General features: G+C 73.1%; 23 protein-coding genes. 9 read left to right on the top strand and 14 right to left on the bottom strand.

Going from position 1 to position 25,766, the window contains the following annotated elements; all coding sequences use genetic code 11:
- Positions 1-5 precede the first annotated feature (5 nt).
- From ACFYW9_RS33125 to infC, 4 genes are all read right to left on the bottom strand, one after another.
- Positions 6-857, bottom strand: coding sequence for a TrmH family RNA methyltransferase (locus ACFYW9_RS33125; RefSeq protein WP_389158281.1), 852 nt, complete (start codon positions 855-857; stop codon positions 6-8).
- A 254-nt stretch (positions 858-1,111) separates the two neighbouring features.
- A complete protein-coding gene (gene rplT, locus ACFYW9_RS33120; protein ID WP_003970214.1) occupies positions 1,112-1,495 on the bottom strand; it encodes a 50S ribosomal protein L20 in 384 nt (127 codons plus the stop codon).
- A gap of 95 nt (positions 1,496-1,590) precedes the next feature.
- On the bottom strand, positions 1,591-1,785 hold the full coding sequence (gene rpmI, locus ACFYW9_RS33115; RefSeq protein ID WP_006374321.1) for a 50S ribosomal protein L35: 195 nt from the start codon (positions 1,783-1,785) through the stop codon (positions 1,591-1,593).
- A gap of 106 nt (positions 1,786-1,891) precedes the next feature.
- Complete coding sequence (gene infC, locus ACFYW9_RS33110; RefSeq protein WP_387307448.1) at positions 1,892-2,608, bottom strand: translation initiation factor IF-3; 717 nt, start codon at positions 2,606-2,608, stop codon at positions 1,892-1,894.
- Positions 2,609-2,998: 390 nt separating this feature from the next.
- On the opposite strand from infC, the gene ACFYW9_RS33105 reads away from it, so the two are divergent.
- A complete protein-coding gene (locus tag ACFYW9_RS33105; protein ID WP_151468384.1) occupies positions 2,999-3,355 on the top strand; it encodes a DUF1844 domain-containing protein in 357 nt (118 codons plus the stop codon).
- A gap of 51 nt (positions 3,356-3,406) precedes the next feature.
- On the opposite strand, the gene ACFYW9_RS33100 is transcribed toward ACFYW9_RS33105, so the two are convergent.
- A complete protein-coding gene (locus tag ACFYW9_RS33100) occupies positions 3,407-4,138 on the bottom strand; it encodes an SseB family protein (protein WP_389158276.1) in 732 nt (243 codons plus the stop codon).
- A 149-nt stretch (positions 4,139-4,287) separates the two neighbouring features.
- Here ACFYW9_RS33100 and ACFYW9_RS33095 point away from each other — a divergent pair, with 149 nt between their 5' ends.
- Positions 4,288-5,250: a serine hydrolase gene (locus ACFYW9_RS33095; protein ID WP_389158273.1), complete on the top strand. Its 963-nt coding sequence runs from the start codon at positions 4,288-4,290 to the stop codon at positions 5,248-5,250.
- A gap of 72 nt (positions 5,251-5,322) precedes the next feature.
- Here ACFYW9_RS33095 and mycP read toward each other — a convergent pair whose 3' ends face one another.
- Together mycP and ACFYW9_RS33085 are read right to left on the bottom strand one after the other, a co-directional pair.
- Positions 5,323-6,627 carry a type VII secretion-associated serine protease mycosin gene (gene mycP / locus ACFYW9_RS33090; protein ID WP_389158270.1) on the bottom strand — a complete coding sequence of 435 codons (1,305 nt, stop codon included), beginning with the start codon at positions 6,625-6,627 and terminating at the stop codon, positions 5,323-5,325.
- Positions 6,624-7,442, bottom strand: coding sequence for a hypothetical protein (locus ACFYW9_RS33085; protein WP_351862395.1), 819 nt, complete (start codon positions 7,440-7,442; stop codon positions 6,624-6,626). Before ACFYW9_RS33085 ends, mycP begins: the two co-directional genes overlap by 4 nt.
- A gap of 2,084 nt (positions 7,443-9,526) precedes the next feature.
- Here ACFYW9_RS33085 and ACFYW9_RS33080 point away from each other — a divergent pair.
- The gene (locus ACFYW9_RS33080) at positions 9,527-10,729 is read left to right on the top strand and encodes an amino acid deaminase/aldolase (protein ID WP_351862394.1); all 1,203 of its coding nucleotides are present in this window, start codon (positions 9,527-9,529) and stop codon (positions 10,727-10,729) included.
- A gap of 59 nt (positions 10,730-10,788) precedes the next feature.
- Here the strand turns inward: ACFYW9_RS33080 and ACFYW9_RS33075 are convergent, their stop codons facing one another.
- The 4 genes from ACFYW9_RS33075 to ACFYW9_RS33060 form a co-directional block, all read right to left on the bottom strand.
- On the bottom strand, positions 10,789-11,709 hold the full coding sequence (locus ACFYW9_RS33075; protein WP_389158265.1) for a DUF2510 domain-containing protein: 921 nt from the start codon (positions 11,707-11,709) through the stop codon (positions 10,789-10,791).
- 96 nt (positions 11,710-11,805) lie between these two features.
- On the bottom strand, positions 11,806-12,597 hold the full coding sequence (locus ACFYW9_RS33070) for a 3-oxoacyl-ACP reductase (RefSeq protein WP_389158262.1): 792 nt from the start codon (positions 12,595-12,597) through the stop codon (positions 11,806-11,808).
- Positions 12,594-13,949, bottom strand: a complete 1,356-nt coding sequence (locus ACFYW9_RS33065) for an aldehyde dehydrogenase family protein (protein ID WP_389158402.1) — start codon at positions 13,947-13,949, stop codon at positions 12,594-12,596. Before ACFYW9_RS33065 ends, ACFYW9_RS33070 begins: the two co-directional genes overlap by 4 nt.
- An 83-nt stretch (positions 13,950-14,032) precedes the next feature.
- Positions 14,033-15,403, bottom strand: coding sequence for a glutamine synthetase family protein (locus tag ACFYW9_RS33060; RefSeq protein WP_389158259.1), 1,371 nt, complete (start codon positions 15,401-15,403; stop codon positions 14,033-14,035).
- A gap of 77 nt (positions 15,404-15,480) precedes the next feature.
- Here ACFYW9_RS33060 and ACFYW9_RS33055 point away from each other — a divergent pair, with 77 nt between their 5' ends.
- Complete coding sequence (locus ACFYW9_RS33055) at positions 15,481-16,218, top strand: FCD domain-containing protein (RefSeq protein ID WP_351862391.1); 738 nt, start codon at positions 15,481-15,483, stop codon at positions 16,216-16,218.
- 187 nt (positions 16,219-16,405) lie between these two features.
- Positions 16,406-17,086: a gamma-glutamyl-gamma-aminobutyrate hydrolase family protein gene (locus tag ACFYW9_RS33050; RefSeq protein WP_389158255.1), complete on the top strand. Its 681-nt coding sequence runs from the start codon at positions 16,406-16,408 to the stop codon at positions 17,084-17,086.
- 243 nt (positions 17,087-17,329) lie between these two features.
- Here ACFYW9_RS33050 and ACFYW9_RS33045 read toward each other — a convergent pair whose 3' ends face one another.
- Entirely contained in the window at positions 17,330-18,253 is a 924-nt protein-coding gene (locus ACFYW9_RS33045) for a LysR family transcriptional regulator (protein ID WP_351862389.1), read from the bottom strand.
- A gap of 95 nt (positions 18,254-18,348) precedes the next feature.
- Here ACFYW9_RS33045 and ACFYW9_RS33040 point away from each other — a divergent pair, with 95 nt between their 5' ends.
- The 4 genes from ACFYW9_RS33040 (at position 18,349) to ACFYW9_RS33025 (ending at position 23,571) form a co-directional block, all read left to right on the top strand.
- On the top strand, positions 18,349-19,506 hold the full coding sequence (locus tag ACFYW9_RS33040) for a TDT family transporter (protein ID WP_389158251.1): 1,158 nt from the start codon (positions 18,349-18,351) through the stop codon (positions 19,504-19,506).
- Between the two features lie 391 nt (positions 19,507-19,897).
- Positions 19,898-20,767, top strand: a complete 870-nt coding sequence (locus tag ACFYW9_RS33035; RefSeq protein ID WP_389158248.1) for an arpA protein — start codon at positions 19,898-19,900, stop codon at positions 20,765-20,767.
- Between the two features lie 123 nt (positions 20,768-20,890).
- Entirely contained in the window at positions 20,891-21,751 is an 861-nt protein-coding gene (locus ACFYW9_RS33030) for a class I SAM-dependent methyltransferase (RefSeq protein ID WP_389158246.1), read from the top strand.
- Positions 21,748-23,571, top strand: a complete 1,824-nt coding sequence (locus ACFYW9_RS33025; protein ID WP_389158243.1) for a choline/carnitine O-acyltransferase — start codon at positions 21,748-21,750, stop codon at positions 23,569-23,571. The genes ACFYW9_RS33030 and ACFYW9_RS33025 overlap by 4 nt, the downstream gene beginning before the upstream one ends.
- Positions 23,572-23,654: 83 nt before the next feature.
- Here ACFYW9_RS33025 and ACFYW9_RS33020 read toward each other — a convergent pair whose 3' ends face one another.
- The gene (locus tag ACFYW9_RS33020; protein WP_389158240.1) at positions 23,655-24,374 is read right to left on the bottom strand and encodes a helical backbone metal receptor; all 720 of its coding nucleotides are present in this window, start codon (positions 24,372-24,374) and stop codon (positions 23,655-23,657) included.
- A 92-nt stretch (positions 24,375-24,466) separates the two neighbouring features.
- On the bottom strand, positions 24,467-25,048 hold the full coding sequence (locus ACFYW9_RS33015) for an XRE family transcriptional regulator (protein WP_328454303.1): 582 nt from the start codon (positions 25,046-25,048) through the stop codon (positions 24,467-24,469).
- Positions 25,049-25,766 lie beyond the last annotated feature (718 nt).

Below are 25,766 nucleotides of genomic sequence, written 5' to 3'. Positions count from 1 at the left end.
CCCTACTAGCTGCCGGTGACGGAACGGCACCCTGTGGAGGCGCGCTGTGCACGGGCCGACGCGTAGAGACATACGGCCGCGGCCGTGGCCAGGTTCAGGCTCTCGGCCTTTCCGTGGATCGGAACGCGCACGACGGCGTCGGCCAGCGCGCGGGTCTCCTCCGGAAGCCCCCAGGCCTCGTTGCCGAAGACCCAGGCGGTGGGGCCGCCCATGGTCCCCTTGTCGAGTTCGTCGTCGAGGTCGTCCTCACCGGCGCCGTCGGCGGCGAGGATGCGGACGCCGGCGGCCTTGAGCCCGGCCACGGCCTGCTCGACGGGCACGCCGACGGCGACGGGCAGATGGAACAGGGAGCCGACGGAGGCGCGTACGGCCTTGGGGTTGTAGAGGTCGACGGACGCGTCGGTGAGGACGACGGCGTCGGCTCCGGCGGCGTCCGCGCAGCGCAGCACGGTCCCGGCGTTCCCGGGGTCGCGGACGTGGGCGAGCACGGCGACCAGTTTCGGGCGGGCGGCGAGGATCTCCTCGAAGGACGTGTCGACGAACCGGCACACGCCGACGATTCCCTGCGGGGTCACGGTGGTGGAGATGTCCGCGATGACCTGCTCGTCGGCCAGGTGGACCCGGGCTCCGGCGGTGCGGGCCTCCGCGACGAGGTCGGCGTACCGCTCGGCGGCCTCCACGGTGGCGAACAGCTCGACGAGCGTGTCGCCGCCGTACGCCGCGGCCTCCCGCACGGCCTGCGGCCCCTCGGCGAGGAACAGCCGCTCCTTCCCCCGGAAGTTCCGCCGGGCCAGCCGCCGCGCGGCGGAGACACGGGGGGAACGGGGCGAGATCAGCTCGGGGCTGGCGGGGGGCATGTTCTGGTCCACCTTCGGTATCTGTGCGGATCGCATGACGGCGGGGGCGACTCCGACTCCCAGGGGCGCGGGGCCTGGTCGATCCGCGGTTCCGCCGCGATGGGGGTCCCCCTGTTCGAGCGGAGTCGAGAACTCGGGGGAGCGACCGGCCCCCGGCGGCCCGCACCCGAACGGCGACCCGTGGGGTAGCAGCAAAGGACCCGCAGGCCGAAACCTGCGGGTCCTTCAGTCACGTCGGCTGAGCCGGCGCAGCGTCACGCGGCCTTCGGCGCGTTGACGTCCGACGGCAGCGCCTTCTGCGCGACCTCGACCAGCGCGGCGAACGCGTTGGCGTCGTTGACGGCCAGCTCCGCGAGGATCTTGCGGTCCACCTCGATGTTGGCGGCCTTCAGACCCTGGATGAGGCGGTTGTACGTCATGCCGTTCTGGCGGGCCGCAGCGTTGATGCGCTGGATCCACAGCTGACGGAAGTCGCCCTTGCGCTTCTTGCGGTCGTTGTAGTTGTAGACCAGCGAGTGGGTGACCTGCTCCTTGGCCTTGCGGTACAGGCGCGAACGCTGACCGCGGTAGCCGGAGGCCGCCTCGAGGATCGCCCGGCGCTTCTTGTGGGCGTTGACTGCCCGCTTGACGCGTGCCACTTTTTAACTCCTTGTAGCGGGGCCGTGGTTGGACTCACACGGCCCGAAATCGATGGGGTCCCGGATCAGACGAAACGGCGCTGGGCGCCGGTTCGTCACTTGCCGAGAAGCTTCTTGATCTTCGCGGCGTCGCCCGGGGCCATCTCGGCGGTGCCGGTGAGACGACGGGTCACGCGGGACGACTTGTGCTCGAGCAGGTGGCGCTTGCCGGCGCGCTCACGGAGCACCTTGCCGGAGCCGGTGATCTTGAAGCGCTTGCTGGCACCGCTGTGCGACTTGTTCTTCGGCATAGCGCCGTTCTCTCCTCGTCAGTGGCGTTCCGGTGCCCGGTCGCAAGACCGGGCACGGTGGAACGTCATATGTATGGGTTGGCATCCCGGGGCGTCAGCCCTGGGATCAGGCCTCGGCTGATGCCTCGGCCGGCGCCTCGGCCGACTCGGCCTCGGTGGTCTCGCCCTCGACGGCTTCGCCCTCGGCGATGTCGTCATCGGCGGCGTTCTGCGAGCGACCCGGGTTGGCCTTCGCTTCCGCCTTGCGAGCCGCCTGAGCCTCACGGGCCTCGGCCATCGCCTCGGTCTTCTTCTTGTGCGGACCGAGAACCATGATCATGTTTCGGCCGTCCTGCTTCGGGTTCGACTCGATGAACCCGAGGTCCTCGACGTCCGTCGCGAGACGCTGCAGCAGTCGGTAGCCGAGCTCCGGCCGGGACTGCTCGCGACCACGGAACATGATCGTGATCTTGACCTTGTCGCCCTGCTTGAGGAACCGGACGACGTGACCCTTTTTGGTGTCGTAGTCGTGCGGGTCGATCTTCGGCCGGAGCTTCATTTCCTTGATGACCGTGTGCGCCTGGTTCTTGCGCGCCTCACGGGCCTTCATGGCCGACTCGTACTTGAACTTCCCGTAGTCCATGAGCTTGCAGACCGGCGGGCGTGCGCTCGCGGCCACCTCGACCAGGTCGAGGTCGTACTCCTGAGCAAGCTCCAGGGCCTTGGCAAGCGGAACAATCCCGACCTGCTCGCCGCTGGGACCGACAAGTCGCACTTCGGGAACGCGAATCCGGTCGTTGATGCGGGGCTCGGTGCTGATGGATCCTCCTCGGTAGCACCACACGACGGTCTGGCGGACCGCCGCGTATGTCTCTGATGACAGTGGACCAACCATCGCGGCACATGAAAAATGCCCCGGACGGGACACAGGCGGGGCTCCATGGCTAACCGGAGCACCGCCGCAGTCAACCGCGGGGCGCACATTCGGGCGACTCCACCGTCCGTACGGAACGGTGGTGGCCACCTGACCGGATGACCCGCCGTCCCGGAGGACAGTCGGGTGGGAGATCGGAGCCTCCACTTGTGGGCTGAGCACATACGTACCCAGCCGGTCGTTACACAAGGTTAGCAGTTCCGCCGGGTACGCGCTAACCGGAGGCCGCCTCACCGCCTCTCGCCGGGCGGAGGGCTCCCGTGGACGGGGTCGCGCGCGCCGGGGCCTATCGTGTGAGGCATGAGTGACACCCCTCCCCAGAACCCCGACTACGACACCATGACCCGCGACATCGCCGAGGTCCCCGCGGTCGAGGTCATCGTGACGGTCGCCGTGAACCTGATGAGCGCCGCCGCCGTGAAGCTCGGTCTCACCGAGGAGGGCGACGAGCACAAGGACCTGGACGAGGCGCGCAAGCTGGTCACCGCGCTCGCCGGACTGCTCGACGCGAGCGCGACCGAGATCAGCTCCTTCCACGCGGCGCCGCTGCGCGACGGCCTGAAGTCCCTCCAGCTGGCCTTCCGCGAGGCGTCCCTGGTGCCGGACGAGCCGGGCCAGGGCCCCGGCGAGAAGTACACGGGACCCGTCTACGGCTGACAGCGGCCGACCCGTGTCCGTCCGTCGTACGGACACGGACCACCCGCGTACCTACGCGCGTACGTACAGGGGCTCGCCCGGAGGCGTGACCTCGGCCGGCAGCAGTGCCAGGTCGAGGCCGCGCACCAGGCGGGCCCTCAGCGTCTCGTCGGCCGCGAGCCGCTCGGCCACCGCGCGGGCCGTCTCGGCGGGGGCGGCCGACGGGTCGAGCACGAGCGCCAGGGTGCCGTCCGCCGGACCGGGGCCGAGATGGGCACGGACCACCAGGGGCTCCGCGGCGACCGCGGCGCGTACCGCCTCGACCACGGCGGGATCGGCGAGCGGATCGGCGGTCGTCCGTCCCTCGGCGAGCGCCAGCAGGGCGGAACCGGTCAGCTCGTAGGACACGGGCCCGGCCAGGTCCAGCACGATCGTGTCGGCCTTCTCGTGCGCCGCGGCCTCCAGGACCTGGTTCAGGCGTACGGCGACGGGGCGGGCCTCGGGATCCCAGCGGGCCAGCGCGTCCGTGGACGTGAAGGCGGGCAGGGCCGTACGGTTCCCCGCCTTGAGCGTGGGCACCGCCATGTCGCTGGTCTTCTCGCGGCGCAGCCCGTTCTCGTCCTCCTCGACCTCGCCGAGCATCGCCACGACGGGCACGAGCAGCCGGGCACCCGTGAGCGCCTCCAGGACCGGCGGTACGGCGGCGCGGTCGGCGGACCAGGCCGTGAGCGCCGCGCTCAGCCGGGGGTCGGCGGAGCCGTCGTCGTCGGGGAAGCCGGGGTCGGGAATGTTCTTGTTCGCCACGGTCCCCGACCCTATAGGGGGGATGCTGCTGGGCTTGTGCGGCCCCTGAAACCCCGGGTTGACGGGATTAACGAGTTTCTCAGTCTTCGCTGACACACCTCTAACACTCGTCTAACCGCAGGCACAGCCCGGCCGTCCAGCATCGGCGGATGGACCGTCACAGAGCACGCGGGCGCCGCGCCCGGCCCTCCCGACGCAAGCCACTTCTGTACACCGCGGTGGCCTCGGCCGTCCTCGTGGGCGCCACGGCGGCCGGGACGGTGTACGTGAAGGCACAGGCGCACGACGGTCCCGCCGTCGTATCGTCGGCCGCGTCGGCGTCATCCTCGCCGTCGCCGGCCGTGAGCGAGGAGGCATCGGTGGAACCCGTGGCGGAACCCTCCGTGGACCGGGACGCGCTGCTCGCGAAGGCGCTGAAGTCGGTGACGGTGGCGGCCGGAGCGAAGACGTCGGTGGCCGTCCTCGACGTGGACTCCGGTGAGAGCGCCGCCTACGGTGACGCGGCCTTCGACACCGCGAGCATCGTCAAGGTGAACATCCTGGCCGCGCTGCTGCTCCAGGCGCAGGACGCGGACCGGCATCTGACCGCGCGGGAGAAGACGAACGCCACCGCGATGATCGAGAACAGCGACAACGTGTCGGCGACCGCTCTGTGGGCCTCCATCGGGCGGGCCGACGGTCTGGACGCGGCGAACGAGCGCTTCGGCCTGAAGGACACGCAGGGCGGCGACGGCGAGCTGTGGGGACTGACCCAGACCACCGCGAGCGACCAACTCACGCTGCTGCGCCAGGTGTTCGGGGAGGACTCCGAACTCAGCGCGGCCTCGCGGTCCTATCTCCAGGGCCTCATGGCCGAGATCGAGACCGACCAGCGGTGGGGGGTGTCCGCCGCTGCCGACGGTTCTCGATGGGCGCTGAAGAACGGGTGGCTGGCGCGCAGCACGACCGGGCTGTGGGACGTCAACAGCATCGGGCGGATCTCCGCCGACGGCCACGACTACCTGGTGGCGACGCTGTCGAACGGGAACTCCACGCAGGCGAAGGGCATTTCGCTGGTGGAAGCGGTGTCGAAGGCCGCGGTGTCCGCGTTCCAGGACACGGCCGAGGACTGAGGCCCGCCACCACAGGGCCGGCCGGCGGGAGTCGGTGTGCGGGGAGCGCGGGGTTCCCGACGACCCGCACGGTCAAGGCCGCTGGAAGGGATTCGTGTCTCTGCGTCCGCGCCACAGGAACACCGCGGCCGTCAGCAGGGCGAGGCCCAGGGCGCCCGCGAGGGGGGCCGCCCATACGGCCGGACCGCCGTCGTCGTCGGGGGCGTCGGGGCCCGTGCCGAAGTACTCGTGGCCGTACTCGGCCGACGTGGGACCGCTTTCCGGCTCGATCCGGCCGGCCGCCTTGATGGCGGCGGCCGGGTCGACGAAGCCGAAGCCGCGGGAGTCGTCGCGGCCCCCGGAGGGAACGTTGCGGGCGGTGTCCTCCAGCAGCCGTTTGATCTGCGCGGGCGACAGACCGGGGTGGGCGGCCTTGACGAGCGCGACCGCTCCGGAGACGAACGCGGACGCCGCGCTGGTGCCCCAGCCCTCGTAGTACCGGTCGTCCGGGTCGGCGATGACCACGTCGACGCCCGGGGCGCTGACGGTGGCGTACCAGCGGCGGGTGGAGAAGGACGCGTGGGTTCCGTAGCGGTCCACGGCCGTCGCCGTGATGACGCCCGGGTAGGCGGCGGGGTACGAGATGTGGTCGCCCTTCTCCCCGCCGTTGCCGGCGGAGGCGACGACGGCGACGCCCTTCTTCAGCGCGTACTGGACGGCTTCGTCCTCGGCGGGTTCGGGGTGGGCGGACCTGGAGTCGTCGCCGAGGGAGAGGTTGATGACGTCGGCGCCGTGGTCGGTGGCCCAGCGGATGCCGTCCGCGAGGGCGTTGCCACGGGTGTTGCGGGCCTTGGAACGGGCCGGGTCCTTGTCCTCGAGGATGACGCGGACGGGCAGGATCTTCGCCTCCGGGGCGATTCCCATGACGCCGTCGGCGTCACCCGGCCCGTGGCCGTGCCCGGCGATGATGCCCGCCATGGCGGTGCCGTGCCGGGCCCAGGTCCGGTCGCCGCGGCTCGCGCCGAAACCGACCAGGTCCTTCTCCGCGAGCACATTGCCCTTGAGATCGGGGTGCAGGGCGTCGACGCCGGTGTCGAGGACGGCGACGGTGACGCCCTTGCCCTTGGTCGTGCGCCACGCCTGCTGCGTGTGCATCGCGTCGAGGCCCCACTGCTGGGCGCGTATGCCGTCGGCGTGCGCGGCGGCCGAGGGCACCAGCGTGAGGGAGGCGGCGAGCAGGGCGGCGAGGGCGCCGGCCCTGCGGGAGATCCGGGGCCCGCGGACCCCCGGGGCCGGGCGCCGGGGGCGGCCGACGGGGGGCGTCGTACCGGTCGTAGCGGCAGGACCGGTCGTGCGGGACTGCCGGATGCGGCCGTCGGGGCCGTCGGGGCGGGTCATGACGGCTTCTCCGTGGACGAGGTGACGGTCTTGCGAAGGCCTCGCTCGACCCGGTCGGCGAGGCCCTGGGCCTCATGGCCGAGGCCCGCCTGGGCCGCGGCCGTGGTCGAGTCCGGCTTCATCGCGTCGGCGGCGGGCTGCGGGGCGGCGACCGTACGCCCGTCCGCGAACCCGGAGACCGCGTACACGACGACGGGGGCGTCCGTGAGGACCGACTCGGTCCAGGAGGCACGCTGGGCCTTGCCGAAACCCTCGGCCGCGGTGCCCTTGGCCGCGTAGGGCAGGGGCAGCAGGTCGGTGCGCCGGTCCAGGCCCTCCTTGCGGAAGCGGGCCTTCAGGGAGGTCATGCCCGCCGCGTCGGCCTTGGTGAACAGCAGGCCGACGGTGGTGACATGGCTGCGGGTCGCGTCCACGTAGGTGGCGCGCAGCAGGCGCAGGCAGCCGACGGGGGCGAGGGCCTGGCGCAGCAGCGGGTCGAAGGCGTCCTTGCAGCCGGTGTCGGGCGCGACGGCGATCCGCGTCCAGGTGCGGTCGGAACCGCCGGGGCCCGCACCGTCCCCGCGCACGGTCGGCGGGAAGAGCCGGTCCACGGGCACGCTGTGCCAGAGCTCTCCGGCCGACGTGAAGGCGCCGGGCGAACCGGGTGCGTCCGTGTTGTCGCCGGTGAGCCAACTGCCGGTCACCGCGCCGCCGATGAGCCCGAGTCCGAGCACGACACAGGTCGCCGCGGTGACGACGCCGGGCCGGGCCCGCCGGCGGAACGGACGCACGCGCGCGGTGCCGCCGCCGTACGTCTCGGGCTCCGCGAACGACACGAAGGGGCGCTGTACGTGGGGGGTCGCCGGGGTCGCCTCGGCGGGCGCCGCCGAAGGGGCCGAAGGGGCCGGAATGAACGGCCGTGCGGCCGCGGGGGCCAGGGGTGCCTGATCGTTCCGCCCGGGCCGCGTCTCCCGTGCAGTCTCCCCGACCCGCTCCCCGGAACCGGGGCCCCGCCCTGCCGCCCCGGCCCGCTCGGACGCCCCGGACTCGGAGGATCGCGGGGGCTCGGACGGGCGCTGAGGCGCCGCCGGGTGCGACAGCCGGGAGGGGCGCTGCGCGGGACGCTGTGTCCCGCCGGGTCGCGACGGCCCCGCGGTGTGCGGCGCCTCGTCGGGACGTGCCGGGCCGGCGGACACGGGGGGCGCGTCCGGGAAGCGTGCGGAGGCCGCGGGCGGCGGCGGGGCCGACGGCCCCGTCCGGCCTTCTGGGCGCAGGTGGGGGTAGCGCCGGGCCTCCGGCCTCGACGCGGATCCGGGACCCTGCGGAGCCGCGTCCGACGCGGAGCGCCGCGAAGCCGCCGACGGTGGGGCCGGGCTCGCCGACGGGGAGGTCGCGGAGCCGTACGGTGTGACTTGCGGCACGGGGCGCGGCGCGTCGGACGGCGTCGCCGGGCGCGGCACGGCGGACGATGCCGGGCCGGTCGGGGCGGACCGTCGCGGGTCGCGCTCCGGCGTTCCGGACGAGTCGGAGCCCGGCGTGTCGGACCCCCGCCTGCCGGGTGCGGCGGCACCCCGGCGGTCGGCCCCCGGCGTCCCCGTCGGAGTGGACCGCGGCGCGTCGGACCCTGATGTACCGGACGGGGCCGACCACGGCCTGCCGGGCGAGACGGACTCCGGTGCGGCAGGTGCGGCGGACCCCGGGGCGCCGGGTGAAGCGGGCTCCGGCGCACGGGACGCGGCCGGCTCCGAGGAGCCCCCCGCACGGGGCGGGGCGGATGCCGGCCCGCCGGACGAAGCGGTCCCAGGGGCACCGGACGCACCGGCCGAAGCCGCCCTCGGCCGGGCGAGCGAGTCGGGCCTCGGGGCACGGGAAGCGGCTGGATCCGGCACGCCGGTCGCAGCGGCACCCTGCCTGCCGGACGCACCCGCAGAAGCCGCCCTCGGCCGGGCGAGCGAGTCGCGCTTCGGGGCGCCAGGAGCGGCTGGATCCGGCGCGCCGGATGCGGCGGCACCCTGCCCGCCGGGCGAAACGGCACCGGTCCCGCCGGGCCCGGCGGACGCCCGTGTACCGGACGAGGCCGACCGCGGCCCGGACGGCGGAGCGGACGTCGGGGCGTTCGTCGTACCGGACGGTGCCTCGGGCTCCGTGGACATGTCGAAGAAGTCGAAGGACGGCGGCGGCGCGGGCACCCGAGGGGCGTGTCCGGGCCTCGGCTCGGCGGAGGAGGCCGAGGTGGAACCCGTCGGGGAGGCATCGCCGGAGGAGCGGAAAGCGCCTCCGCCCGCGGATCGTCCGCCCGGCGCACCGGACCGCGGCGGCGGCCCTACGGGCTGGGGCGGCACCGACGGGGCCGTGCCACGGGGCGGGCTCGCGGGGCGCGGCGGGAGCGCCGGAGCGCGGTCGGACGCCGCCTGCCCGGATCCGGAGGGGGATCCCTGGACGCTCGGCGTGGGGTCCTCGGCGGACCAGTCCTCCCCGCCCGACAGGTCCGGCCCGGGCGGGCGGACCGGCTTCGGCGGAACCGGGGGGTGAGCGGGAGCCGGACCGCCCGGCGGGTTCGCGGGGGGCGGCGGAGTCCGGGCGGCCGGCGGCGCCGAGGCGGGCGGGGCGGGGGGACGCTGGGGATGCGAGGCGCGCCGCGCTTCCGTACCCATGCACCCCCCGTTTCCTCGTACCGGGCTGTCGGACGCCCCGTAACCCGGCGAGCCGTTCCTGTGCGCCGAAGGTCCGCCACGGGCACGCATACCCGCACCGGTGGACCGTCACCCGGGCAGGGTCCGCCGGGGCAAGGTCGTTCCTCCCTGCGTCCGCGTCACTCTACGGGTTGACGCGCCCCGGGCGGGAACCAGTGCGAGGCCCCGGGGCATCTGCCCGGAACGTCCCCCTACCCTGCGGTAATGGAGTCTGGCAGTCTTCGTCCATGACTGCCCGTGCCGCCGACAGGGCCCGCTACGACCGGGCCACCGCTCACCTCGACGCCCCCGTCGCCATCGTGGACCTGGAGGCCTTCGACGCGAACGCGGACGATCTGGTCCGCAGGGCCGGCGGGAAGCCGATCCGTGTCGCCAGCAAGTCCGTCCGCTGCCGCACCCTCCTGGAACGCGTCCTGGACCGGGACGGCTTCGCGGGGATCATGTCGTTCACTCTCGCCGAGTCGCTGTGGCTGGCCAGGTCCGGTTTCGACGACGTCCTGCTCGCCTATCCGTCGGCCGACCGCAAGGGCTACGCCGAGCTGACCGCCGACCCCAAGCTCGCCGCCGCGGTGACCGTCATGGTCGACGATCCGGCGCAGCTCCGCCTCATCGACGAGGCACGCGAGGGTGGCACCGAGGTCGTGCGGGTCTGCCTGGAGCTGGACACCTCGCTCAAGCTGTTCGGCGGCCGGGTCCGGGTCGGGGCGCTGCGTTCGCCGCTGCACTCCCCCGCCCAGGTGGCCGAGATGGCCCGTGCCGTCGGACGCGCCCCCGGGTTCAAGCTGGTGGGGATCATGGCGTACGAGGGCCACATAGCGGGCGTCGGCGACGCGATCTCGGGACGGCCGCTGCGCTCGCGTGCCGTGCGGCTGATGCAGGCCACCGCCCGCAAGGAGCTCGCCCAGCGGCGCGCGGAGGTCGTCCGGGCCGTGCGGGCCGTCGAACCGGACCTCGAATTCGTCAACGGCGGCGGCACCGGCAGCGTCCAGCACACGGCGGCCGAGGACGCGGTCACGGAGATCGCGGCCGGGTCGGGACTGTACGTGCCGAGGCTCTTCGACAACTACACGTCCTTCAGCGGACGCCCGGCGGCACTGTTCGCCCAGCCCGTGGTGCGCCGGCCCGGTGTGGGCGTGGTGACCGTGCTGGGCGGCGGATATCCCGCGTCCGGGGCCGCGGGCGCGGACCGGCTGCCCGTCCCGTACCTGCCGGAGGGACTGTCGTACGACCCCCAGGAGGGTCCCGGCGAGGTGCAGACCCCGCTGCTCGGCTCCCCGGCGGACGATCTGCTCATCGGCGACAAGGTGTGGTTCCGGCACGCGAAGGCCGGTGAGCTGTGCGAGCGGTTCGACACCCTGCACCTCGTGGAGGGCGACACCGTCACGGCCTCCGTCCCGACGTATCGCGGCGAGGGCCACACCTTCCTCTGATCCGCGGGATCACGCCCGCCGGGCCGGGAACGCCTGTCCCCCGGCCCGGCGGGCGTCGTTCACTCGGACGGGCCGATGCTGCTGCCCACACCGCCGCCGGTGTCCTTGTCGCCCACCGGGCGGATGCCTTCGGTGATCCGGTCCATGTCGGACAGCGGGGGCCCGTCGGCACCGGCGTCGAAGGCGAACCGGACGATGACCAGGGACTGCGAGCCCACGCTGGACGGGAAGGCCAACGACTCGACGTAACCCCCGGGCCCCACACCGGTCTTGACCTTCCAGCGGACGAAATACCCGGCGCGCCCGGCGACGGCGACCGAGCCGGACTTCACCAGCCGGTGGGAGGTGATGCCCCGGAAGGGGCGGCTGCCGACGAGGTCGTGGCCGTACGCGCTGTCGGCGGCGTCCTCGATGTCCCCCTCGGCGAGGGCCTTCGGCGACGTCTCGTCGGTGGCCGTCGCGGTACGCGCCTCGACCCGTCCGTGCCGGCACAGGCCGGGGTCGCCCGGGCAGTCGTAGGTTCGCGGGGTCGTCAGCACCATGTCGTGGTCGGCGACGTACTGCGGTTTCGCCCACCCGTCGAGGACCGGGAAGGTGATGCCGTCGAGTTCGTCCACGACGACGGACGGGTCACCGGCGGACGGCGAGGGACCGGACGGGGACGGCGAGGGGTCGTCGGACGGGGTGGGCGACGCGGTCGCGGAGTCGGTCCGTGTCGCGGCCTCGTCGCCGCCGCCGTCGTCGCGCAGCAGTACGGCGCCGGTGACGATCGCCGCCACGAGGACGACGGCGGCCGTCACCAGGGCGACGGCCTTGGCCCGGCCGGAGCCGGATCCGCCGGGCGACGGGGCCTGTATCAGGGGCTGTTGCGGGGTCTCGGGCTGACGCCGGTGGTCGGTCCACGCGGTTCCGTCCCACCAGCGCTCGACGAGCGGGTACGAAGGGTCGCGGTACCAGCCGGGTGGAGGCGTCATGCTCATCCCGGCACTCTAGGACGTGCCGGAACGAGCGGTACAACGGGTCCGCGGGATCGGGCACGGGGCCGCCCCCTCACCCGCGGGCCGTTGGCGCGCGGGCTACAGCGGTGTGACGTACGCGCCTGAAATGCCCCCGTCCACAAGGAAGTCGGTGGCGTTCACGAAGGAGGAGTCGTCGCTGGCGAGGAACGCGACGGCCGCCGCGATCTCGTCCGCCTCGGCGAACCGCCCGACCGGGATGTGCACGAGCCGGCGCGCGGCCCGCTCGGGGTCCTTGGCGAACAGCTCCTGGAGCAGTGGGGTGTTGACCGGTCCGGGGCACAGGGCGTTGACCCGGATGCCCTCCCGGGCGAACTGGACGCCCAGTTCACGGGACATGGCCAGGACACCGCCCTTGGAGGCCGTGTACGAGATCTGGGACGTCGCCGCGCCCATGCGGGCCACGAAGGAGGCGGTGTTGATGATGGAGCCCCTGCCCTGGCGGCGCATGTAGGGGATGGCGGCCTTGCAGCACAGGTAGACGGAGGTGAGGTTGACCTCCTGGACGCGCTTCCAGGCCTCCAGTCCCGTGTCCAGGATGGAGTCGTCGTCGGGCGGCGAGATGCCCGCGTTGTTGAAGGCGATGTCGACCGAGCCGTAGGTGTCGTACGCCGTCCTGAAGAGGGCCTCGACCTGTTCGGGGTCGGTCACGTCGACCTTGGCGAAGGTGCCGCCGACCTCCGCGGCCACGGCCTTCCCGTGCTGTTCGTCGATGTCGCCGCAGACGACGTGGGCTCCCTCGGAGGCGAGCCGGCGCGCGGTGGCGAGGCCGATGCCGCTGGCGGCGCCGGTGATGACGGCGGTGCGGCCCACCAGGCGGCGGCAGATGATCTCGGGGGTGTCTGAAGTCACTGTGCGGGACCCTCCGTGCTGATGAAGACGTTCTTGGTCTCGGTGAAGGCGGTGAGGGCGTCCGGGCCGAGTTCGCGGCCGATTCCCGACTGCTTGAAGCCGCCGAAGGGGGTCCAATAACGGACGCTGGAGTGGGAGTTGACGGACAGGTTGCCGGCCCGGACGGCCTGGGAGACCCGCAGGGCGCGGCCGACGTCGCGGGTCCAGATGGAGCCGGACAGGCCGTAGTCGGTGGCGTTGGCGAGCCGGATCGCGTCGGCCTCGTCCTCGAAGGGCAGCACGACGGCGACGGGGCCGAAGACCTCCTCGACCGCCACGGGCGCGCCGGGGCCGACGCCGGTGAGGACGGTGGGAGCGAACCAGAAGCCGGGACCCTCGGGGGCCTTGCCCCGGATGCCGGGCGCGTCGGCGTCGACGTAGGACCGTACGCGTTCCAGCTGAGCCCTGGAGATCAGCGGGCCCATCTGGGTCCGCTCGTCGGAGGGATCGCCGACGACGACGGACTCGACGGCCGGGGCGAGGAGTTCGAGGAAGCGGTCGTGGACGGAACGCTGGACGAGGATGCGGGTGCGGGCGCAGCAGTCCTGGCCGGAGTTGTCGAGGAAGGACATGGGGGCGGCGGCCGCGGCGGCCTCGATGTCGGCGTCGGCGAAGACGATGTTGGGGCTCTTGCCGCCGAGTTCGAGGGTGACGCGCTTGAGGAGGGCGGAGCCCTTCGCCAGCACCTGCTTGCCGACGGCGGTCGATCCGGTGAAGACGATCTTCGCGACGCCGGGGTGTGCGACGAGCGCGTCGCCCGCCACGGGACCGGCGCCGGGCAGCACCTGGAAGAGGTGCTCGGGCAGGCCCGCCTCCAGGGCGAGTTCGGCCAGTCGCAGTGCCGTGAGCGGGGTCGTCTCGGCGGGTTTGAGGATGACGGCGTTGCCCGCGGCGAGGGCGGGTGCGGTGCCCCAGGCGGCGATGGGCATCGGGAAGTTCCAGGGCGCGATGACGCCGACGACGCCGAGCGGTTCGAGAAGGGTGATGTCGAGGCCGCCGGGGACGGGGATCTGACGGCCGGTCAGCCGCTCCACTCCCCCGGCGGCGTAGTCGAGCAGATCACGGACGTTGCCCGCCTCCCAGCGGGCGTTGCCGAGGGTGTGTCCGGCCTCGCGGACCTCCAGGCGGGCCAGTTCCTCGATGTGGCCGTCGACGACGGCGGCGAAGCGGCGCAGCAGCCTGGCCCGGTCGGCGGGCGCGAGGGCGGCCCAGCCGGCCTGTGCCCGGCCGGCCCGGACGACGGCGTCCGCCACGTCCTGGGCGGTGGCGGCCGGGACGGTGGCGACGACCTCCTCGGTGGCCGGGTCGAGCACCCGGAGTTCGTGGTCGTACGGGGGTGAGGTGTACGGGTGCGATGCGGGTGGCTGCGATGCGTGCGGGTGCGGCAAGGGGGTCCTCACATGCGTTCGAAGGAGCGGCGCAGCTCCCAGTCGGTCACCGCGGCGTCGAAGGCCTCCAGTTCGACGCGCGCCATGTTGCGGTAGTGCTCGACCACCTCGTCACCGAAGGCGGCCCGGGCGATCGGGCTGTTCTCCCAGAGCTCGGCGGCCTCGCGCAGGGTGGTGGGGACGTGCGCGTACTCGGCGGTGTAGGCGTTGCCCGAGCACGCCTCGGGCAGCTCCAGCTTCCGCTCGATGCCGTACAGGCCGGCCGCCACGAGGCCGGCGACGGCCAGGTGCGGGTTGACGTCGCCGCCGGGCAGCCGGTTCTCGAAGCGCATCGAGCGGCCGTGGCCGACGACACGGAGCGCGCAGGTGCGGTTGTCATGGCCCCAGGCGACGGCGGTCGGGGCGAAGGAGCCGGGCTGGAACCGCTTGTAGGAGTTGATGTTGGGCGCGTAGAGGAGGGAGAAGTCGCGCAGGGCGGCCAGCTGTCCGGCGAGGAAGTGGCGCATGACCTCCGACATGCCGCCCGGGTCCTCGGCGGAACCGGCCATCACGTTGGTTCCGTCGGCGTCGGCCAGGGAGAGGTGGATGTGGCAGGAGTTGCCCTCGCGCTCGTTGTACTTGGCCATGAAGGTGAGCGAGACGCCCTCCTGGGAGGCGATCTCCTTGGCGCCGGTCTTGTAGATCGCGTGCTGGTCGCAGGTGACGAGGGCTTCGTCGTACTTGAAGGCGATCTCGTGCTGGCCGGGGTTGCACTCGCCCTTGGCGGACTCGACGGTCAGGCCCGCGGTCTGCATCTCGTTGCGGATGCGGCGCAGCAGGGGCTCTATGCGTCCGGTGCCGAGGACCGAGTAGTCGATGTTGTACTGGTTGGCCGGGGTGAGCCCGCGGTAGCCGCTGTCCCAGGCCTGTTCGTAGGTGTCCTTGAAGACGATGAACTCCAGCTCGGTGCCGACCTGGGCGGTGTGGCCGAGCGCGGCGAGGCGTTCGAGCTGGCGACGCAGGATCTGGCGGGGCGCGGCGACGACCGGGGAGCCGTCGTTCCAGGCGAGGTCGGCGATGAGCATGGCCGTGCCGGCGTTCCAGGGCACGCGTCGCAGGGTCGTGAGATCGGGGTGCATGGCGAAGTCGCCGTAGCCCCGGTCCCAGGAGGACATGGCGTATCCGTCGACGGTGTTCATGTCGGTGTCGACGGCGAGGAGGTAGTTGCAGCCCTCCGTCCCGTGCTCCAGGACCTCGTCGAGGAAGAAGGCCGCGGCGAACCGCTTGCCCTGGAGCCGCCCCTGCATGTCGGGGAAGGCCAGGACGACCGTGTCGATGTCACCGGCCTCGACGAGGACGCGCAGTTCGTCGACGGAGAGCGGGGGTGTGCGGTCTGCCACCGGAAAAGCCTCCTTGGGTCAGCCGAGGGCCATAAGGTATTGCGGAGAACCATTGCTTGGGAAGGGGGCGCGACCTGATGACGCGGGCGCAACCCGACCGCGGTACGGACGACCGGCTGACGCCGGTCCTGCGGCCGGTGCGGGCGGGCAACGGCTTCGAGGAGGCGCTGGAGCAGATCCTCCAGATCGTCCGGCTCGGCCTGGTGCCGGGCGGTGGACGGCTGCCCTCGGAGCGGGAGTTGGCCGAGCGGCTCGGCATCAGCCGGGTGACGCTGCGCGAGGTCCTGAAGGTGCTCCAGGACCAGGGTCTGGTCGAGTCGCGGCGCGGCCGGTACGGCGGCACCTTCGTGCTGGCGCGCACCGACACACCGGGCGAGCACGAGCTGCGCCGCCGGGTGGCCGCGGTCGACATCGAGGACGTGCTGCGTTTCCGTGAGGTCCTGGAGGTGGGCGCGGCCGGGCTGTGCGCGGCACACGGGCTCGACGCGGAGCAGGCCGGGCGCCTGCGCGAGGCGCTGGAGCGCACGGACGACGCCCCGCTGGCCGACTACCGGCGCCTGGACACCAGGCTCCACCTCACCCTCGCGGAGTTGTGCGGCTCCCCTTCCCTCACGGAGCGGTACGCGGCCGTCCGCGCCGGGGTCAACGACCTGCTCGACTGCATCCCGCTGCTCGTCCGCAACCTGGAGCACTCGCAGCGCCAGCACACCGCGATCGTCGAGGCGGTGCTCGACGGGGACGCGGACGGGGCACGGGAGATGATGCGGGAGCACTGCGCGGGCACGGCGGCCCTGCTGCGGGGGTTCCTGGCATGAGCGGGGCACGGTTCCCGGTGTGAGCGGGGCACGGTTCCCGGTGTGAGCGGGGCGCGCGGTCCCGGCGCGGGAGGGGGCGCCGCGTGGAGTCCCGCGTCGCGCCCCTCGTTCCGTAAAGGTATGAGATCTTTCCATTGGCGTCGCCGTTCATGGGCGCCGTGGCGACCCGGATCCGAGGGAGTAGCGCGTGGGCAGGCCGCTGGTCGGTGTGAGTACGTATCTGGAGGCCGGGGCACGCTGGGGCGTGTGGGAGCTGGAGGCCGCGCTGCTGCCGGCCGGCTATCCGCGGCTCGTGCAGCGGGCGGGCGGACTCACCGTGATGCTGCCGCCGGACGATCCGGCGCTGGCGCGCGAGACCGTCGCCCGGCTCGACGCGGTGGTCGTCGCGGGCGGCCCCGATGTCGATCCCGCCCGGTACGGTGCCGAGCGTTCACCGCGTACGGGCCCGCCCGCTCCCGAGCGCGACGTCTGGGAACTCGCCCTGATCCGGGCCGCGCTGGACTCCGGAACCCCGCTGCTCGGCATCTGCCGGGGCCACCAGCTCCTGAACGTGTTCCTCGGCGGCACGCTCGTCCAGCACCTCGACGGGCACGTGAAGGACACCGGCGTCGTCGGACACCACGAGGTGACACCCGTACCGGGGACGCGGTACGCCGGTCTCGTACCGGAGCCGTGCGCCGTGCCGACCTACCACCATCAGGCGGTGGACCGCCTCGGTGCGGGCCTGCTGGCCTCGGCGCACGCGGCCGACGGCACCGTGGAGGCGGTCGAACTCCCCGGCCCCGCCTGGGTCCTGGGAGTCCAGTGGCACCCGGAGATGGGAGACGACCTGCGGGTCATGCGGGGCCTGGTCGCGGCGGCGTCCTGAGCGGTCCGGGCCTCGCACCGACGTTTCTCGCCCCCTCCGCCCCTTCCCGTCCCGTACCTGGGGGCTGCCGCCCCCAGCCCCCCGCTTCGGCCTGACGGCCTCGTCCTCAATCGCCGGACGGGCTGAAACTTTCCGGCGCCGGACAGGAAAACCCAGCCCCTCCGGCGATCGAGGAGCGGGGTCCGGGGCGGAGCCCCGGGTACGGGACGGGCAGGGGCGGAGGGGGCGAGACAAGTCTGCCCGCTACGCCCCCCGGGTCAGGGACAGCAGGTCACGGGCCGGGCCCGTGGGCCGGTGCCCCGTCGGCCAGACGGCCCGCAGGGCGCGGGTGAGCTGCACGTCGGCGAGCGGGATGCCCACCAGGCGGTGTGCGGACAGCTCCTCACCCAGGGCGAGCTCGCTGAGCACGGCGGGTCCCGCGCCGCTGACGGCGGAGGCCTTGACCGCCGTCGTCGACGACAGCTCGATCAGCGGGCGCGCGAGCCCTCCGAGCGCGGAGTCGAGTACCTGACGCGTGCCGGACCCCTCCTCGCGCAGGATGAGCGGCGTGGCCGCCAGCTCCGCCGCCGCCAGGGGCGCCCGGCGCCGCGCCCAGGGATGTCCGGGCGCCGTCACCACGATCAGCCGGTCGTGCGCGATGACGGTGGCGTCGAGACCGGCCGGCACCGAGAGCCCCTCGACGAACCCAAGGTCCGCCTCACCCGTCAGCAGCCGCTCGGCGACGCCGGCGGAGTTCCCGGCGAGCAGTGACACGGCCGTGTCGGGACGCTGGGCGCGCAGGGCGATCAGCCAGCCGGGCAGCAGGTACTCGGCGATGGTCATGCTCGCGGCCACCCGCAGCCGGGAGTCGCGCCGGTCGCGCAGGGCCTGCGCCCCCGCGTCGAACGCCTCGGCCGCGTCCACCACCCGACGGGCCCAGTCCGTGACGAGCGCCCCCTCACGGGTGAGCCGGGACCCGCGCGGCGAACGGTCGACTAGCGCCACCCCGAGCAGCCGCTCCATGGAACGGATACGGCTGCTGGCCGCCGGCTGGGTGATCCCCACCTCACGGGCGGCACGCCCGAGGCTGCCGAGGCGCGCCACCGCCAGCAGCAGTTCCAGCGCGCCCAGATCGGGTACCCGGTGCGCGATCCCGGCGCCGGGCCGATCCTCAGCACCGCTACTCATGGCGATCCTCAGCGCTGCTGCTCATAAAGCCAGCTTATGCCGTCATAGGCGCGCACTCCCTGGTGGGGAACCCGCGGCGGCGCGACCGTGGTGTCATGGTCACCGCAGCCCAGCCCCTGTCCGCCCATCAGGCGGGAACCGTCCCCGACACGAAGACCCCCCGTGTCCCGGGAAACCGCGCCGTCGCCGCCGTCCGGCATCTCGGTCCGAACTGGTACGCCTCCGTGATGGGCACCGCCATCGTGGCCACGGCGGGGGCCGGGCTCCCCGCCGACGTGCCGGGCCTGCGCACCGCCTGCACCCTCGTGTGGGCCCTCTCGCTCACCCTGCTGGTGTCGCTGCTCGCCGCCCGCGCCCTGCACTGGACGCACCACCGCGACCAGGCCCGCGCCCACCTCCTCGACCCGGCCGTGGCCCCCTTCTACGGCTGCCTCTCGATGGCCCTGCTCGCCGTGGGCGGCGGCACCCTCCTGGTCGGCCGGGACTGGATCGGGACACCGGCGGCCGTCGCCGTGGACACCGTCCTGTTCACCGCCGGGACGCTGATCGGACTCGTCGCCGCCGTGGCCGTCCCGTACCTCATGGTCGTCCGGCATCGGATAGAGCCCGGACAGGCGTCCCCCGTGTGGCTGCTGCCGATCGTCGCCCCCATGGTGTCGGCCGCCGTCGGCCCCCTCCTCGTTCCGCACCTGCCGGCCGGACAGCCCCGGGAGACCCTGCTCCTCGCCTGCGTCGCGATGTTCGGGATCAGCCTGCTGGCCACGTTCGTGATGCTGCCGGTCATCTTCGCCCGGCTCGTCACCGCGGGTCCGCTGCCGCTCGCGCTCACCCCGACCCTGTTCCTCGTGCTCGGCCCGCTGGGCCAGTCGACGACCGCGGTGGGCAAGTTCGCGGACGCCGCACCCGGTGTGATGTCCGCCCCCTACGACCAGGGCTTCGCGCTCCTGGCCGTGCTCTACGGCGTCCCCGTGCTGGGCTTCGCGCTGCTGTGGCTCGCGCTGGCCGTCGCGATGGTCGTACGGGCCCGCCGCCAGGGCATGGGTTTCGCGATGACCTGGTGGGCGTTCACCTTCCCGGTGGGCACCTGTGTGACCGGCGCGGAGGGCCTGGCCCGGCACACCGGACTGGCCGCCTTCGAGGTGCTCGCCGTCGCCCTGTACGTCCTGCTGGTGACCGCCTGGTCGGTGGCCGCCGTCCGCACGGCCCACGGCCTGATCGGCGGCAAGCTGCTCGCGGCGCCCTCACGAACGTAGTCTCCCGCGGCCGCCTCGCCACGCCTTGGACGACGCCCCGCCCTTCGGACGATGAGAATCCGAAGGGCGGGGTTTCCCGTCGGGGGCGTCGGCATGCTCGTCCGAGTTCCGGGCGGATGCCGTCGCGCTTTACCACGCCGGTCCGGGTGGAACGTATACGTCGGTGACCAGGACCTGCTCACAGTGGGGCAGTGTGACGCGTCACAGACAACACCGCGCCGCTGTGGGAACTTCAAGTGCCCTTCCTGCCAGCCGAGTTACTGAAGAGGCGCGTGTGAGGTCCGGCCGACCGCACGGAGCGCGCCGGTCGTCCCGCGCGTGCGCAAGCGGTGGAACCGCGGGCCGGCGAGGAACCGACGGGAGGGGCGGCCCCGCATGTGGAGAGGATCGAATGCGTTCTTCGGAATCCCTGACGCTTGATCAGTTGGTGGACACGGCCCGCTATCCCCTGTCGGAACTCGCGAGCGCCCGGGGACGGGCCGTGGTCTCCCGTGCCCGGCGCGACCTGTCGGCGTCCGGCTGCACCGTGCTGCCGGACTTCGTCCGCCCGTCGCTGCGCGATGTGCTGCGGCAGGAGTGCTCGGCCATCGCCCCCCGGGCGCACCACGACGTCGAGACGGTGAACGTCTACAACATCGCGGTGGACTCGGCGCTGCCGGAGGACCATCCCGGCCGGAGGACCTTCGAGCGGGGCAACGCGTTCGTGGCGCGGGACCGCATCCCCGCCGGCTCCCTCATCAGCCGGCTCTACTCCGACCCGGCGTTCCGGCACTTCATCGCCCTCTGTTTCGAACTGCCGGAACTGCACGAGCTGGCGGACCCGCTCTCCGGGCTGGTGCTCAACGTCGTCGCGCCGGGCATGGAGCACCCCTGGCACTTCGACACCAACGAGTTCACCGTGAGCATGCTCACCCAGCAGGCGCAGGACGGCGGTGTCTTCGAGTACTGCCCGAACATCCGGACCGCGCAGGACGAGAATTTCGACGACGTCCGGGACGTGGTGGACGGCCGGGGCGAGCGGTTGACCCGGCGTCTCCCCCTCCAACCGGGTGACCTGCAGTTGTTCAAAGGGCGCTACTCGCTGCACCGGGTGAGCCCGGTGCGCGGCGAGGTCGCGCGCCACTCCGCGATATTCGCCTACAGCGAGCGCCCCGGCGTCATCGGGAGCGTGGAACGGACCCGGCAGCTCTTCGGCCGGGTGCTGCCCGAGCATCTGGCGGCCGAGGGCAGGGCGGTCCGCGGCGACCGGCTCCTGGACTAGCGGACGGCGAGAAAGCGCGGGTCGCCGCGGTCCTTCCCCCTCACTTTTCCCTTCTTCTCCCTCCCCCTCCTTCCTCTCCTTTCCTCTCCTTCCCCCTGCGCGATCCACGGAGGAGCAAGCCCTGTGCGTTTCGACGCGACCGGAAAAGTCTCACTCGACCACATCTACGACCAGCCCGATCCGCGAACCTATTTCAGGGCGCTGCGCCCGCTCGACTACGGCGTTCCCCAGCAGGCCAAGCCCTACTTCGCCAAGTTCATCAAGGAGTACCGGGAGTCCCGGCGCGTCGCGGTACCGAAGGTGCTGGACATCGGCTGCTCGTACGGGATCAACGCCGCCCTGCTGAAGTACGACGCGACCATGGACGAGCTGTACGCGCGCTACGGCGACGAGGAGCGCGCGAGTGAGAGCCGCGAGGCTCTGCTGGCCCGCGACCGGGAGCTGGCCCGGTCACGCCGGCCCCCGCGGGCCATCCGCTTCGTCGGCCTCGACACCTCCGGCAGCGCGCTGTCCTACGCGCTCGAGGCCGGGTTCCTCGACGCCGTGGTGCACGCCGACCTGGAGCGGCACGAGCCCACACCGCGACAGCGCGCCGAGCTCTCGGGTACGGACCTGGTGATCTCTACGGGCTGCGTCGGCTACGTCACCGAGCGGACGCTCACGCGAGTCGTCCGGGCGCAGGGCGTCCACCGGCCCTGGATGGCGCACTTCGTGCTGCGGATGTTCCCGTTCGACCCCGTCGAGCGCGCGTTGGCGGGGCTGGGCTACCGGACCGTCCGCGTCGACGAGGTGTTCAGACAGCGGCGGTTCGCCTCCCCGCAGGAGCAGGCGCTCGTGCTCGACAGCATGTCGGCCGCGGGGGTGGATCCGCGGGGCCTGGAGGCGGAAGGCTGGCTGTACGCACAGCTCTACCTTTCCCGGCCGCACAACGACATCACAGGTCCGCGCACAGGTACCGACGATCCGAATCGAGAGCAGAGTTGAAGACCAGTCAGGACGCGTCAGACAACACGACCTTCGCCCAGGAGGACAGCCTCCCGCGCGTGCCGCTGCCTACGCCGGACGCGAGCTGCGAGAGGTTTCTCGCCTGGTGCACGCCGCTGCTGACCGCCGACGAGCGGTCGGCGACCGAGGCGGAGGTGGCCGCCTTCCTCCGGCCCGGTGGCCCGGGCCGGGTGCTGCATGCCGCGCTGGAGGAGTACGACGCCACGGAGGGCGTGCACAGCTGGCTCGACGACTTCTGGCCGTACCGGTACCTGGGCCGCCGGGACCGGATCGCCCTCAACGCCAACTTCTTCTTCCTGTTCAAGGACTCCGGCCAGGCGCAGGTGGAGCGGGCGGCCGGGCTCGTCGCCGGGGCCCTCAACTACAAGCGGCAGCTCGATCAGGGGCTGATCCCGCCGGTGGTGCAGCGCGGGGTGCCTCAGTCGATGGTGCAGAACAAGTTCCTGTTCTCCAGCACGCGTATCCCCGGCGCGCGGCAGGACACCGTCCGCGCCCCCCACACCGAGGAGTGGCCCGGCCCGTCCGAGGCGCGGCACGTCGTGGTGTTCTTCCGGGGCGGCATGTTCCGGCTGGACGTGCTGGGTCCGGACGGTGTCCCGCACAGCCTGGATGACATCGAGGCGGGGCTGCGCGCCGTGATGAAGGCCGACCCGGCCGGCGCGGACACCTCGGTGGGCCACCTCACCACCATGGCCCGCGCGGAGTGGGCGGCCGCCCGGGAGTCCCTTCTCGCCTGCCATCCCCGCAACGCCGAAGCCCTTGACGATGTCGAGACCGCGCTGTTCTGCGTCGCTCTGGAGGACTTCGCCCCCGCGGACGTCCAGGACGCCTGTGACCAGCTGCTGTACGGCGACCGCGGCAACCGCTGGTTCGACAAGGCCGTGTCGTTCGTGGTCTTCGCCGACGGACGGGCGGGCATCAACGTCGAGCACTGCGAGCTGGACGGGACCACGATCCTCACCTTCACCGACGCCCTGCTCGACACCCCGGCCGAGGAGCAGTCCCGGCAGTCCGGAGCCCGCTCCCAGGGGCTGCCGGCGATGGAACCGATCGTGTTCGCACTGGACGACGCGCTGCGGGACCTGGCGCGCTCCGCCGCCGAGGCGTTCACGGCGTACGGGGAGAACACCGCGACCAGCACGTTGTCGTTCGCGGACTTCGGCAGCGGCGCGGCCAAGGCGTTGGGGGTCTCGCCGGACGCGTTCGTCCAGGCCGCCTACCAGCTCGCCCACCAGCGCGCCAAGGGGCACCTGGGCGCCACGTACGAGTCGATCGCCACCCGGCAGTACCGGCACGGGCGGACCGAGGCGATGCGCGTGGTCACCCCCGAGATGGTGGCCTTCGTGGCGGCGATGGAGGATCCGGCGGCGGACGCGGACGCCCGGCGCTCCGCGTTCCGGGCGGCCACCCAGGCCCATGTGGCGCGCGCGAAGGCGTGCCAGGCCGGACAGGTGCCGGAGCAGCACCTGTGGGAGCTGGAGCTGATCCAGCGCCGGCGGGGGGCCGAGCTCGGGGTGACCGAGCAGCCCGCGCTGTACCGGACGCCGGGCTGGCTGACCATGCGGGACGACTACCTGAGCACGAGTTCCGCGCCGTCCGTCAACATCCAGTACTTCGGCTTCGGGTCGACCAGCAGCCAGTGCATCGGTGTGGCCTACGTGCTGCTTCCCGACCGGTTCAACCTCTACCTGAGCACGCCGTCGGCGGTCGCCGAGCAGATGCGGACCTTCGCCGACCGGCTCCGGGAGGCGCTGGACGAACTCCGGGAACTGCTGGCGACCGAGGGGCCCGAGCACTGAACGGACCCCGCCGCCGGACCGGAACTCCCCCGCAGGGAACCACGGTCCGGCGGCCCGGACGGCTCCGTCGGCTGAGCCTCCGGTCACGGCACCGCTGTCCGCAATGCTTCCCCGAGCCGCGCCGGTGCCTCGGCCAGTGACGGTCCGTACCAGGTCAGCATGCGGCCGTCGACCAGGGCGCAGGGAATCCCCGTGAAGGATTCCGGCCCGTCGTCGGCGGTGAAGCGGTACGGCTCGTCGGGCAGCACGACGAGATCGGGGGCCGCCGCGGTCAGCTCGGTGAGCGGGACGCGGGGATAGCGGTCCTCGTGGCGCGCGTAGACGTTGTCGACGCCCAGCCGGGCGAGCACGTCTCCGGCGAAGGTGTCCCGGCCCAGCACCATCCAGGGCCGGCGCCACACCGGCACGATCGCGGTCCTGCGGCGGGCGGGGGCGGCCGGCTCGGCCCAGGCGGCCTCCGCCGCGTCCAGCCAGCGCGGACGGGCGCGCGCGCCGCAGGCGGCGAGCACCCGGTCCAGCTCGCGAAAGGCACCGGGCACGTCCCGCACCTCGGTGACCAGCACCTCGATCCCCGCCTCCCGCAGGGCGGCCAGATCGGGCTCCCGGTTCTCCTCCTCGTTGGCGACGACGAGATCGGGCCCCAGCCGCAGGACGGCATCGACGTCGGGGTTCTTGGTTCCCCCGATCCGGACGACGTCCAGGTCCGCGGGGTGGCTGCACCAGTCGGTCGCGCCGACCAGGACGGCGGGCACGGACACGGCCACGGCCTCCGTCAGCGAGGGCACGAGGGACACCACCCGCACGGCCGTCCGCCTCTCCCTCGCCGTCCTGTCTCCCGCCATCCTCTCCCGAGCCGCCCTCGTCCGCCCGGGCCGACCCTGTCGTCCGCGTGTCCTCAGCGCTTGCCGAAGGTGTGCCGGTCCTCCACCGCGTCGATGTGGTCGGCGACCTCCACGACGACGACCCGGGTGTCCGGCACGGTGGCGCGCCAGCGGTGCCGCACACCGCCCGTGAGGTAGAGCGTGTCGCCCCGCCCCAGCCGATGGGCACGCCCCTCCGCCTCGACCTCGACACCGCCGTCGGCGACGTACATCAACTTGTCGTTCCGGTGCTGGAGTTCGCGGGCTTCCTCGTGGTCGCCGGTGAACTCGGTGGCGTGCAGCTGGTGGTGACCGCGCACCAGGGGGCGTGCGTGGGCTCCGGGAGTGAACTCGGCCCCGGCGTCGGCGCGCACGACGTCGACACTGCACGCCGGGTCGGCGGCGGCGAGCAGGTCGACGGCCGTGGTGCCGAGGGCGTCGGCGACCCGCTCCAGGGAACTTCGGCTGGGCCGGGCCCGCTCGTTCTCCACCTGGCTGAGAAAGGGCACCGACAGGCCGCTGCGTTCGGCCACGACGGCGAGGGTGAGCCGCAGTGCCCGGCGCCGTCGCCGTACGGCCGCACCCACCCGAAGGGGCTGTTCTTTGTGGTCGCCCATCGCTCCGGCTCCCTCCCTCGCGTCGTCGGTCCGCGAACCGTGCGGATTTCCGGCCCGCCGCTTCTGTTGAGTTGTTTGCACCCTACGCATGTTCGGCAAACCGTTTCATGGACCCGTCACATCGCTGTCACTTCGAGGGAGTGTGAGGGTTACACTTCGCGCCACCGCGCGAGCCGTCGCGCGCCTGGCGCCGCCGCCCCTTCGCACGGGGTGAAAGGGCCGATCACGGGGCGGGACACCCCGCCCGGACCCTTCGACGGCACGATCGGACCCTGAAGTGCCGCGCCCCGGCGTGCAGTTGCCCGTCGGGGCGCCGACCGGGGGCGCGTGGTGGCGGTCGGGGCCGGCCGGGCCCGCGCGCACGGAGCTGATGTGCGGCGAGCCCTCGGAACGGCGCCGGGGAACGGCCGGTTCGACGGACGCGCGGCCGGTGTCGTGGCCCGGATCGCGTCGGCGGGGTGCGGTCGCGGACCGCGGCACGGTTGTCCGGATCCTTCTCGTACGCCAGTACGCGACCGTCGGCCGCTCCGCCCGCGCGTGCGGACCGGCGGCCGCCCCGGGGGGGAGTCCGCGGGCCCGGGGAACGCGACGAGGGGTGGGGGGGGGGGGGGGGGGGGGGGGGGGGGGGGGGGGGGGGGGGGGCGCGGCGGGGGGCGGGGGGGGGGCCCCCGCCGGGGGCGGGGGGCAGCGCCGGCGGCCCCGGCCCGGCGCGCGCCCC

This window comes from Streptomyces sp. NPDC002698, from assembly GCF_042888945.1.
In the GTDB taxonomy this organism is placed as follows: domain Bacteria; phylum Actinomycetota; class Actinomycetes; order Streptomycetales; family Streptomycetaceae; genus Streptomyces.
This window is presented reverse-complemented; position numbering and strand designations above follow the sequence as displayed.

Bases quoted from the DNA above. Each gene is read 5' to 3' on its own strand.
- ACFYW9_RS33105 (WP_151468384.1), top strand. From the start codon at position 2,999: ATGAGTGACACCCCTCCCCAGAACCCCGACTACGACACCATGACCCGC.
- ACFYW9_RS33080 (WP_351862394.1), top strand. From the start codon at position 9,527: ATGACTGCCCGTGCCGCCGACAGGGCCCGCTACGACCGGGCCACCGCT.
- rpmI (WP_006374321.1), bottom strand. From the start codon at position 1,785: ATGCCGAAGAACAAGTCGCACAGCGGTGCCAGCAAGCGCTTCAAGATC.
- ACFYW9_RS33015 (WP_328454303.1), bottom strand. From the start codon at position 25,048: ATGGGCGACCACAAAGAACAGCCCCTTCGGGTGGGTGCGGCCGTACGG.
- ACFYW9_RS33095 (WP_389158273.1), top strand. From the start codon at position 4,288: ATGGACCGTCACAGAGCACGCGGGCGCCGCGCCCGGCCCTCCCGACGC.
- ACFYW9_RS33045 (WP_351862389.1), bottom strand. From the start codon at position 18,253: ATGAGTAGCGGTGCTGAGGATCGGCCCGGCGCCGGGATCGCGCACCGG.
- mycP (WP_389158270.1), bottom strand. From the start codon at position 6,627: ATGACCCGCCCCGACGGCCCCGACGGCCGCATCCGGCAGTCCCGCACG.
- ACFYW9_RS33075 (WP_389158265.1), bottom strand. From the start codon at position 11,709: ATGAGCATGACGCCTCCACCCGGCTGGTACCGCGACCCTTCGTACCCG.
- ACFYW9_RS33040 (WP_389158251.1), top strand. From the start codon at position 18,349: ATGGTCACCGCAGCCCAGCCCCTGTCCGCCCATCAGGCGGGAACCGTC.
- ACFYW9_RS33035 (WP_389158248.1), top strand. From the start codon at position 19,898: ATGCGTTCTTCGGAATCCCTGACGCTTGATCAGTTGGTGGACACGGCC.
- ACFYW9_RS33055 (WP_351862391.1), top strand. From the start codon at position 15,481: ATGACGCGGGCGCAACCCGACCGCGGTACGGACGACCGGCTGACGCCG.
- ACFYW9_RS33125 (WP_389158281.1), bottom strand. From the start codon at position 857: ATGCCCCCCGCCAGCCCCGAGCTGATCTCGCCCCGTTCCCCCCGTGTC.